Annotated in this window: 11 protein-coding genes; 4 read left to right on the top strand and 7 right to left on the bottom strand. The window is 68.3% G+C overall.

Going from position 1 to position 10,506, the window contains the following annotated elements; translation table 11 throughout:
• Positions 1-10: 10 nt before the first annotated feature.
• The 4 genes from NVV57_04300 to NVV57_04315 all read right to left on the bottom strand — a co-directional run bounded on the left by NVV57_04300 (position 11) and on the right by NVV57_04315 (position 2,097).
• Complete coding sequence (locus NVV57_04300) at positions 11-400, bottom strand: hypothetical protein (protein MCR6711951.1); 390 nt, start codon at positions 398-400, stop codon at positions 11-13.
• Positions 397-606 (bottom strand): hypothetical protein, encoded by a 210-nt coding sequence (locus tag NVV57_04305; protein MCR6711952.1) that lies wholly within the window; start codon positions 604-606, stop codon positions 397-399. Before NVV57_04305 ends, NVV57_04300 begins: the two co-directional genes overlap by 4 nt.
• Positions 607-668: 62 nt before the next feature.
• The gene (locus NVV57_04310) at positions 669-1,454 is read right to left on the bottom strand and encodes a siderophore-interacting protein (protein MCR6711953.1); all 786 of its coding nucleotides are present in this window, start codon (positions 1,452-1,454) and stop codon (positions 669-671) included.
• 1 nt (position 1,455) lies between these two features.
• Positions 1,456-2,097, bottom strand: coding sequence for an NAD(P)H-binding protein (locus tag NVV57_04315; protein MCR6711954.1), 642 nt, complete (start codon positions 2,095-2,097; stop codon positions 1,456-1,458).
• A gap of 58 nt (positions 2,098-2,155) precedes the next feature.
• Here NVV57_04315 and NVV57_04320 point away from each other — a divergent pair, with 58 nt between their 5' ends.
• Positions 2,156-3,094 carry a ribose-phosphate pyrophosphokinase gene (locus tag NVV57_04320; GenBank protein MCR6711955.1) on the top strand — a complete coding sequence of 313 codons (939 nt, stop codon included), beginning with the start codon at positions 2,156-2,158 and terminating at the stop codon, positions 3,092-3,094.
• Positions 3,095-3,253: 159 nt separating this feature from the next.
• On the opposite strand, the gene NVV57_04325 is transcribed toward NVV57_04320, so the two are convergent.
• A complete protein-coding gene (locus NVV57_04325) occupies positions 3,254-4,291 on the bottom strand; it encodes a 1-acyl-sn-glycerol-3-phosphate acyltransferase (GenBank protein ID MCR6711956.1) in 1,038 nt (345 codons plus the stop codon).
• The gene (locus tag NVV57_04330) at positions 4,291-5,112 is read right to left on the bottom strand and encodes a patatin-like phospholipase family protein (GenBank protein ID MCR6711957.1); all 822 of its coding nucleotides are present in this window, start codon (positions 5,110-5,112) and stop codon (positions 4,291-4,293) included. The genes NVV57_04325 and NVV57_04330 overlap by 1 nt, the downstream gene beginning before the upstream one ends.
• Before the next feature lie 65 nt (positions 5,113-5,177).
• Here NVV57_04330 and NVV57_04335 point away from each other — a divergent pair, with 65 nt between their 5' ends.
• Complete coding sequence (locus NVV57_04335) at positions 5,178-6,419, top strand: CotH kinase family protein (protein MCR6711958.1); 1,242 nt, start codon at positions 5,178-5,180, stop codon at positions 6,417-6,419.
• A 19-nt stretch (positions 6,420-6,438) separates the two neighbouring features.
• Positions 6,439-7,284 carry an aldo/keto reductase gene (locus tag NVV57_04340; GenBank protein ID MCR6711959.1) on the top strand — a complete coding sequence of 282 codons (846 nt, stop codon included), beginning with the start codon at positions 6,439-6,441 and terminating at the stop codon, positions 7,282-7,284.
• A gap of 5 nt (positions 7,285-7,289) precedes the next feature.
• On the opposite strand, the gene NVV57_04345 is transcribed toward NVV57_04340, so the two are convergent.
• Positions 7,290-7,868 carry a TetR/AcrR family transcriptional regulator gene (locus NVV57_04345; GenBank protein ID MCR6711960.1) on the bottom strand — a complete coding sequence of 193 codons (579 nt, stop codon included), beginning with the start codon at positions 7,866-7,868 and terminating at the stop codon, positions 7,290-7,292.
• Between the two features lie 168 nt (positions 7,869-8,036).
• Here NVV57_04345 and NVV57_04350 point away from each other — a divergent pair, with 168 nt between their 5' ends.
• Positions 8,037-10,481: a glycoside hydrolase family 3 C-terminal domain-containing protein gene (locus NVV57_04350; GenBank protein MCR6711961.1), complete on the top strand. Its 2,445-nt coding sequence runs from the start codon at positions 8,037-8,039 to the stop codon at positions 10,479-10,481.
• Positions 10,482-10,506 lie beyond the last annotated feature (25 nt).

Here is a 10,506-nt window from a genome sequence, read left to right on the forward strand (position 1 = left end):
GGCGGCCTCCCTACGACGTTAGGAGTTGCTGCGCCCGCTGGTATGAGATGCCGAGCGCGATTCCCAACTCCCGCACGGTGAGTCCGCTATCGCGCAGTTCGCGCGCCGCTGCGCGGGATTCTTCGGCCGCGCGAGCGCGAGCCGTTGCCTCCTCTTCGCGGAGGCGGATCGCCGCCTCGAGGTGCGCCTCCACAACAGAGGGAAGCTCGACGTCAATGTCCACGCTGATCGTGGAAGGAGTGCGGCCCGTGATTTCAGCGATGAGGTCCCTAGCCATGGGCTCCACCTCCGTCAGCGAACGCGCTTGGGTGGCTCCATCGACCGCGGGGACGGCGACGTACCAGAACCTTCCGTCGCGACGCACTCTCACCTCAAAAGGAGCGAGGCTGTCGGTTGTCATTGGCCCTCCTCTCTCGCGAGCGCGCGTTCACAGTCCTTCAGTATCTTCGCGGCGAGCGCCTCGCCGATTTCCCGATGTCGAGGAATGAGGATCATCACCCCGCCAAGCCTGTACTTCGCGTGCCTCGAGCCCCCAAGGTAAACCCACTCTGCTCCCGCGGCCCTCGCCATCTGCCTGATCCGCTTCTCCAGATCAGCGCGCTTCATCGCCTAAGTCTAGACCGACCTAGTCAAAGATGTCTAGAGGTGACTAGACGAGCAAGGGCAGGTCACACCGCAGCGTCCCGCTCCATCGCCTCGTTGAAGTCGCGCTTGACCGCGCGCCACCCCTCGTCCGTGAGCCCCACGCGCCAGTAGCCGGACGCGGACAGCTGCTCCCGCGGAAGACCCCTCTCCCCCAGCAGGTAGCGCCGCAGCGGCCGCACCATGTCCGCGTTCCCGTGCACGAACGCCTCGGGATCGCCCTGTGGCAGCTCGGCCTCGAGCACCGCCTCAACCAGATTCGCGCCATAAGGGTCGCCGTCGCGATGCACCCACGTCACGTGCACGTGCGGGCCCTCGGCGAGCGGGTAGTGCTCCTCGGCGGACGCCACCTCGGCAAATACCAGGGCCCTTGCGTTCGCATCTGCCGCCAGCAGGCGGTCAAGGCCCGACGCTACGGCCGGCAAGGCGCTCTCGTCACCGATGAAGAGGTGCCAGTGGGCGCCTGTGCGTGGCGACCACTCACCACCGGGGCCGCGGAACTCGATGGTGTCGCCCGGCGCCGCCGACGCGGCCCACGGTCCCGCGAGACCCTCGTCGCCGTGGACGACGAAGTCGATGGTCATCTCGCTGTCCGCGAGCGCGCGGATCGTGTAGGTGCGCATGGCGCCAGCGAAGAGCAGCTTCACGTAGCCGTCAGCGAAGACCTCGTCGGGGTCGAGCTCTGCGACCTCAGGGCCGCCGAACACGATCCGCACCATGTTGGGCGAGAGGCGCTCGGCGCTCAGGACTTCGGCCGACTTGGGCGGGCCGCCGCGGCGGCCGGGGGCGGGTTCGGGTGCGGAGGACGTCATCCTATGAGGCTACAGAGATGTGCTCGCGGCCGTGACCACCGGTCTCGATGAGGTCGAGGACCAAGAGCGCGAGGTCTGCTGCGGTGATCGTGGAGTCGCCGTTCTCGTCGAGGATCGCCACGTCGTCGCTCACCCGGTAGGTGCCGGTGGACTCGCCGGGAACCCACGAGCCGTAGTGAGCCGGCGGGCTCACGAACACCCAGTCCACGCCCTCGGGCGCGGCGAGGAACGTCTCGAGGGCCTGGTGGCCCGCGGTTGCCTCAGCGAGGTATTGGGCTGGGACGTCGCCCTCGATGAAGCGCGGAGCGCCGGCGGCGGGACGCAACGAGGAGAACCCGCCTACGTACACGATGCGCGTGCCCGCGCCGGCGGCGCGCTCAACCAGCGCGGCCGCAACGGACGGGGCGGCCTGAGCCGCCTCGCCGCGAGAGGTGATCGCCGAAACCACCGCATCGGCGCCGTCAAGCGCCCGGTCAAGCACCGAGCCCTCAAGCGCAGAACCGGTGACGTAGGTGACCTCGGCGAGCGAAGCGTCGGGCTGAGAGCGGGAAACGACGGTGACATGGTGGCCACGGGCGAGAGCCTCGGAGACCACTGCGGCGCCGGTGTACCCGTTGCCGCCGATGACGGTGATGTTTGACATGTCAAGTGAGAACGCGCGCGCCCGACGCGGCATTCCGCACGCCGTTAGGATTCACACCATGGAGTCGATCCGCGTCTTCGCTGGCACCGGTGGCAAGCAATTCGCGGAAGCGATGTGCGCCGCGCTCGACGTGCCCCTCAGCGAGTCCGAACTGCACCGCTTCGCCAACGACTGCCTCGAGGTGCAGCTCATGGAGAACGTCCGCGAGCGCGACGTGTTCCTGGTGCAGCCCATCGTGGCGCCGACGCAAGAGAACCTCGTGGAGCTGCTGCTCATGATCGACGCCGCGCGCGGGGCATCTGCCAGGCGCGTCACCGCCGTCATGCCGCACTTCGCCTACGCGCGCAGCGACAAGAAGGACCATCCGCGCATCTCCATCGGCGGCCGTCTCATGGCGGACATGCTGGTCACCGCGGGCGCCAACCGGGTGCTCACGATGACCCTCCACGCGCCCCAGGTGCACGCGTTCTTCCGCATCCCGACCGACCAGTTGCACGCGCTCGAGGAGCTCGCGAGCCACTTCCGCGTCTACGACCTCACCAACACCACGGTGGTCTCCCCGGACCTCGGCAACGCGAAGTCCGCGTCCAAGTTCGCGCGCATCCTCGGCACGCCCGTCGCAGCCGGGGCCAAGGAGCGCTTCCTGGGCGATCGCGTCACGATCTCTCACCTCATCGGCGACGTGGACGGCCGCGACGTGATCGTCCTCGACGACGAAATTGCGAACGGCACCACCATCCAGGCCATCCTCGACAAGCTGCAGGAGCACGGCGCCCGCCGCATCTCCATCGCCTGCACGCACGGCATCTTCAGCAACGGCGCCCTCGAGCGCATCGGCAACGACCCGCGCGTGAGCGAGATCGTCACCACGGACACCGTGCCGCACACCCTGTACTTCCAGCACCCCAAGCTCACGGTGCTGAGCGCGGCCCCCGCCTTCGCGGAGGCCGTGCGGCGCATTCACTCCGGCGAATCGGTGAGCGCGCTGTTCTCCTGACCCGCGCGTACGGTCCGACTCTTGGGAAGAACTCGCACTCTCACTGGCAGTTGAGTTCCGGCTTGGGAAGGACTCGCACTCTCATTGGCAGCTGAGTTTCGCGCGCGGACCTGATGCACTCCCAGGGCGCCAGCGCGCGGGCTTTCAGTCCGACGCTGCTCAGTCCGACGCTGCAGCCCGGTTCTCGGCGATCCAGCGGTCGATCTTCTCCCACCAGTCGAACAGCCAAACCTCGCGCTGGTCGGTCCCGTCCGGGATCGTGTCCGCCGCGACCGTCCACATCTTGAGGACGATGCGCTTGTCCACAGGCAGCGCCTCCCAGATGTCGCCAACCGTCTCCAGCTGGTCCAGCCCGGTGTGAGCCATCATCACCACGCGCGCCTGGGGAGCACGCTCCATCGCGGTGAGCAGCCCGCCGGCGTGCGGCGCCATCACGTGCTCCATCGCCTCGGACCGCTGCGCCAGCTGGTCCTGGCCTTTGGCCCGCAGCTGCTCGATTCGACGCGAGCGCCTCCGGGGCGTGACGTTGCCACCCTCGGGGAAGATGAGCAGGGTGTCGTTGCCCTTGAGACCGGAGGCCAGGCCGCCGATCGCCGCCGCGCCGCCCGGTCCCCTGCGTCGGCGCCCGGTGGTGACGAAGCTCGTGGGCACCCGGTTGAGGAGCACATCGATCGCCGGATCCCACTGCAGGGTGTCCTTCATGACGATCGCGGGCTCGCGGTTGAAGCGGTTGAGCAGCGTGTTCACGATGATGAACGAGTCCGCTGGCCCGCCGTGGCGGCTCACCACAATCGTGGACACGGTCGGCCCAGCAGGACTGAGCTCGGAGTCGTCGATCACCACGTCGAGGCGAAGCAGCCAGCGCGCCGCCCAGAACAGCGACCGCAACATCGCGCCCATGAGCTCGAAGTGGCGCCGCTGGAACCAGTCGCGATGGATGGCCCAGCCAAAACCGGAGATCACCCATAGGACGAACATCCACACGAGCGCCACCGCGTCCCACAGCAGGTACAGGCCCACCATGAAGATCACGCGGAAGACGCGCAGCTTGCCGGGGAACGCCCACGCCACAACACCGGCCGCGAAGATCCCGAGCCACAGCGCGATGGGCATCCACACGAACGCGAGCACAACGAGCAACGGAGCGAGCACAACGCGCCTCACCCACAGGGGTGGCAAGGTCCATACGTGAGACATCAGGCGTGCTCCTTGAGGTAGGCACTGCTGGACTCGAACGCCGCCTGGATGCGGCGGTGGGTGGCGTCCAGATTGCGGTACGCCGTGAGTTTGTCGTCCCCCGGATGCGAGCCGCCGTATGGGAGCACGTGGACGGCCACGTGCTCCGGGACGGCCGCCATGTCGCGGGCGAAGCGGTGGCGACGAGCGATCTCGAACGCAACGCGCGCAACCTCGGACGGCTTTGTCGGCACCGCGAGCGGCACCTCGACGCGGCCCACCTGCAGCACGTAGACGGTGGTTGCCCCACGAGCGATCGCCTCGCCAAGCGGGATCGAGTTGACGATGCCGCCGTCCACATAGTGCTCACCGTCGATCAGGGTTGGCGGCAGAGCGGCGGGAACCGACGCCGAGGCGAGCACCGCGTCGATGACCGGACCGGAGTCGAACCACTTCTCCGCCGCACGCTCAATGCTCGAGGCGCACACCGCGAGCGGCACGGCCAGGTCACCGAACTGCGTGTCCTTGCCGATGATCGACGCGAGCAGCGCGCGCAGCGGCGCTGGGTCGTTCAGGTGGGTCCGCGAGCGCGCGAGGCGCTGCATCTGCCGCGCCCACGTGTCCCCGTAGACCGCGTTGGCGGTTGGGGACGCCCACGCGTCGACGAGCGTGTCCACCACGGACGGCGTGGGGTCGAACGCGACCGCGGCGCCGTTGATCGCGCCGATCGACGTGCCCACCACCAGGTCCGGGGAGATACCGGCCTCGAACAGCGCTCGCAGCATCCCCACCTCGACGGCGCCGCGCACTCCACCGCCGCCGAGCACGAACGCCACCGTCATGCACTCAAGGCTAGTGGCCAGCGAACTCACAACTGCCTCCCAGAAATGACTGGCACAGTGGGCGAATGGCTTACCGGCTTGCGCTCGCCGCGCTCCTCGCGGTTGGCGCACTCACGCTCTCCGCGTGTTCGGCGGCGCCCGACGCTGTGGCGGCTTCTCCGGGAGAGGTCACCACAGCGTCGGGCGTGTGGAGCGATTCCGAGGTGCACGACTTCGCTTTGACGGTGGACGAGCAGGACCTGGCCGCGATGCTCAAGGCGTACACGAGCACGGGCGACAAGGAGTGGATCTCCGCGACCGTGGTGATCGACGGGCAGACGTTCCAGAACGTGGGGATCAAGCTAAAAGGCAACTCGTCCTTGCGAAGTGTGAGCACATCTTCCGATCCCGCCACCCTGCCGTGGCTCATCCGGCTGGACAAGTACGTGGACGGGCAGTCGCTCGATGGCTCCACCGAGTTCGTTGTCCGCGGCAACACGTCTCAGACGAGCCTCAACGAGGCGGTTGCCCTCGCGATATTGGCCCAGACCGGGCTCGCGAGCGAGGAGTACGCCTACGCCGAGGTCTCGGTGAACGGATCGGAGGAGCAGCTGCGGCTCATCGTGGAGAACCCCTCGGACGAGTTCATGGACCGCGCCCTTGGAGACGGCTACCTGCACAAGGCGGAGGCCGGCGGCGACTACGCGTATCGCGGGGATGCCGCGGAGGACTACGCGGACGTGTTCGACCAGGAGGCAGGAGATGACGACATCGCTCCGCTCGCGGACTTCCTGAACTTCATCAATGACTCCGACGATGCGACCTTCGCCGCGGAGCTCGGCGACCACCTGGACGTTGACGCGTTCGCCACCTACCTCGCGTTCCAGGACCTCGTGGGCAACAACGACGACATCGACGGTCCCGGCAACAACTCGTACCTCTACTTTGACTCCGCTTCCCAGATGATGACTGTGGTCAACTGGGACCTCAATCTGGCGCTCGGTGGAGTGAACGGCATGGGCGGTGGTAGGCCCGACGCTGGTGACGGGGGCGGCGGACCGCGCCAGGGCGGCGCTGGCAACGGCGGCGGCCAGCGGCCAGGCGGCGGCCGCGGAGGCAACATCCTGTCCGAGCGCTTCCTCGCGAACGCCGATTTCAAGGCGCTCTACGAGACCAAGGTGACGGAACTGCGGGAGCGGCTCATAGCGTCGGGTGATGCCACAGACTCGCTGAACGCGCTGACCCAACTGCTGCTTGACCACTCGAGCGTCGACGACGCGACCATCACCAAGGAGTCCGACGCGATCGCGCAGCGCCTGTCCCAGTGAGGCGGCATAGGGTGGAGGAATGACCGAAAGCATCATCCTCAACGACGGCCACTCCCTGCCAGAGATCGGCTTCGGCACCTACCCGCTGCGCGGCGAGGAAGGCTATCTCGCGGTGCGATCGGCGCTCGACGCGGGCTATCGCCTCATCGACTCGGCCGTGAACTACGGCAACGAGGAGGAGGTGGGCCGGGCCATCCGCGACTGGCTCAAGGACACGGGGACCGACCGCGACGAGATCGTGGTGCAGACCAAGATCCCAGGGCGGCACCACGAGTTTGAGGCGGCCATAGCGTCGGGCCGAGACTCGCTAGCGACGATGGGACTGGACCGCATTGACGTGCTGCTCATTCACTGGCCCAACCCCAGCGTCGGGAAGTTCAAGGAGGCGTGGCGCGCGCTCGTTGAGCTTCGCGAGGCGGGCGTGGTGCGGACCGTTGGCGTCTCCAACTTCACTGCGGAGCACCTCGCCGAGATCATCGACGACAGCGGCGTCACGCCTGCTATCAACCAGATTGAGCTGCACCCGTACTTCCCGCAGGCGCAGATGCTCGCCGAGCACGAGCGGCTCGGCATCGTCACGGAGGCGTGGAGCCCGCTCGGCAAGGCGAGCGCTCCGTATGCCGAGCCCGCGGTGCTCGAGGCGGCCAGGCGGCACGAGGCGACGCCGGCACAGGTGATCCTGCGCTGGCACATCGAGCGGGGCGCGGTTCCGCTGCCCAAGTCCGGGCGCCCGGAGCGGCAGGCGGAGAACCTCGACGTCGTCGAGTTCGAGCTCAGCGACGCCGAGGTCGCGGAGATCTCCGCCCTAGCACGCGAGGATGGGCGCCTGTTCGGCGGCGACCCCAACGTGCACGAGGAGATGTAGAGAGCTCAGAGCCGGTCGTCGCAGCGCTCGGCCGCTGTGAGCAGCGGCTCCGAGATCGCGTGCCAGCGCTCCAGGAGGTCGAACGCCCCGGGGTCCCGCAGCCAGTTGAGTTGCAGCCCGTCGGCAACGGCGATGAGCTGGCGGATGAGCTCCTCCGGGTGCGCGAATTCGGCGCCCACGATGGGCGCAAACTGCGCGACGATGCCGTCCGAACGCTCCCGGAAGTACTCGTGGCCGGGGTGGCGGGGGTCGATCGCCTGGGCCTCGACGATGGCGAACAGCTCGGCCGCCTTGGGTCTCGCGACGATGTTCTTCATCGCGGCGTCGAGCACCGCGCGGGTGGTGCCTGGCCCCGGCACAGCGCCCTCGTAGAGCGCCTCGTCGCGCGCCTCGCGGAACTGCACAACGGCCACGACGAGCGTCGCCATGTCCGGAAAGTAGTGCATCAGGCCTGGTGCGGACAGGCCGCACTCGCGGGCGAGGCCGCGCATCGTGAGGCCCTGGTGGCCCCGCTCGTCGATGATGTCCATGGCGATCGCGAGGATGTGTGCGCGACGTTCGTCGCGCTCCATTCTGGCGGCCAAAGGCATCTCCTCTTCAAGGTTGCGGACAGCCTACTTGCGAGTTAGCATCACAGTATCTAACATTGTTAGATAGCGCGCGGGCGTTTGATTCCCCCCCCTTAACGCCCGCGCGCTTCTCTTTTCCCCTAAAGGGGGCGGCGTCCCCGACACGACGACGTTGAGGGAGCCATGCGCCAGACCACTGAAGAGGCCTTGGCGCTCGTCGCCGGACTCTCGCTCGATGACAAGATCCGCCTCCTGTCCGGCAAGGGCCTGTGGTTCACCGAGGACGTGCCGGGCGTGCCTTCGATCATGCTCACGGACGGGCCCCACGGCCTGCGCAAGCAACTCGACACGGGCGACACCTTCGAACTCACCAAGTCCGTTCCCGCCACGTGCTTCCCCACCGCCGCGGCTCTCGGCTCGTCATGGGACGGCGAACTGATCCGCGAGGTTGGGGAGGCGCTCGGCCGCGAGTGCCGCGCACAGGAGGTGGGCGTCCTGCTCGGACCCGGCCTCAACATCAAGCGCCACGGCGCCGGCGGCCGCAACTTCGAGTACTTCAGCGAGGACCCGCACCTGAGCGGACACCTCGCGGCGGCGCTCGTCAATGGCGTGCAGTCCCAGGGCGTCGGCACCTCGATCAAGCACTACCTGGCCAACAACCAGGAGCATCGCCGCATGACGATCGACACGATCGTCGACGAGCGCACCCTGCGCGAGATCTACCTCGCCGGCTTCGAGATCGCCATCCGCGAGTCCAAGCCGTGGACAGTCATGAGCTCCTACAACCTCGTCAACGGCGAGCACGTTGGCGAGAGCCGCACCCTCATGACCGACATCCTGCGCGTCGAGTTCGGCTTCGACGGCCTCGCCATGACCGACTGGGGCGCCACCTTCGACCGGCCCGTCGCCGTCCACGCGGGCCTCGATCTCGAGATGCCGGGCTCCAATGGCGCGTGGGACGACGCGATCCGCGAGGCCCTCGGTTCCGGTTCGCTCAGCCTGGCCGACGTTGACGTGGCTGCCGCTCGCGTTGTCGAGTTGGCACTTCGCGCCACTGCGCAGTTCGACAACGCGGTGCAGTTCGACAACGCGGTGCAGTTCGACAACGCGGCGCAGTTCGACAACGCGGTGCCCGACGCTGCGGTCACCGTTGACTTCGACGCCCACCACGCCCTCGCCCGCCGGGCGGCGGCCGCGGGCTCGGTGCTGCTCACCAACGACGGGATCCTGCCACTCGAGCCTGAGGGCACCATTGCGGTGATCGGCGCGTTCGCCGAGAGCCCGCGCTACCAGGGCGCCGGATCGTCTCTCGTCACCCCCACGCGGGTCGACGCCTTCCTTCCGGAGTTCCGCGCGGGTGTCGCGGACCGTGCCGCGGTGACGTACGCGCCCGGCTATGACGCCAGAACCGGGGCCACGACCCCGGCGACGCTCGAAGAGGCCCGTGAGGCAGCGTCGGGCGCCGAGACCGTTGTGCTGCTCGTTGGCCTGCCTGCCGCGCTCGAGTCAGAGGGGTTCGACCGCTCCACCCTGCGACTGCCGGAAGGGCACGAGGCGCTCATCGCGGCCGTGACGGAGGCCAACCCGCGCACCGTGGTGGTGCTGCTCAACGGCGGAGCGCTCGTGACGCCGTGGGCGGAGCGGCCCGCCGCGATTCTCGAGGCGTACCTGGGAGGACAGGCGGGCGGCGGCGCGATCGCCGATGTGCTGCTCGGGATCGCGGAGCCGGGCGGGCGCCTCGCCGAGTCGTTCCCGTTCGCGCAAGCGGATGTGGCTGCGGACCGCAACTTCCCCGGGGGTGCCACCCAGGTGGAGTATCGCGAGGGGCTGTACGTGGGATACCGCTTCCATGATTCGGCGGGGGTGCCCGCGAGGTTCGCCTTCGGGCATGGGCTCGGATACACGACGTTCTCCTACGGCGACCTCACCGCGCGCAAGGCGGGCGATGGATACGCCGTGACGGTGACCGTCACGAATGCGGGGACCCGGGCGGGGTCCGAGGTGGCCCAGCTGTACGTGCGCGACGTCGAGTCCACGGTCTACCGGCCCGCCAAGGAGCTGAGGGCGTTCGCGAAGGTGCGCCTGGAACCGGGCGCGTCCACGAAGGTGACGTTCCGGCTGGACCGCCGCGCGTTCGCGGTGTGGGACGTGCCGCGGCACGACTGGCTCGTGGAGGCGGGCGACTTTGAGCTCCTCGTGGGTTCGTCGTCGGTCGATATCCGTGCGCGCAAGTCAGTCAGGGTGGCGAGCGACGACGTGGTCTCGCCCGCTCCGGGTCCCGTGGGATTCGTGGCCACCGACGCGGAGTTCGCGGCGATGCTCGGGCGCGCCGTGCCTGTGCCGCGGCCCGTGATGCCGTTCACGCTCGACTCGACGCTGGGCGATCTCAAGCTCAGCGCCGTTGGCCGGCGCATCGTCGCCGCCGTGCACAAGCAGGTGGAGAAGGAGTTTGGCCTCGCCGACGCGAGCCCGGACGATGCCCAGGCGGGAATGTTCGCGACGATGCTTGAGGAACTTCCCGTGCGCGGGATGACGATGATGTCTGGCGGCAAGGTGTCGCTCGCATCCGCGAGGCGCCTGGTGCGGCTGGTCAACCTGACGACGCCCAAGGCCTGGCGAAGGGGCTAACGGGCGGCAGCGTCGGGCCTGCGGT

The sequence above is a fragment of the Demequina sp. genome (assembly GCA_024707205.1).
GTDB lineage: Bacteria > Actinomycetota > Actinomycetes > Actinomycetales > Demequinaceae > Demequina.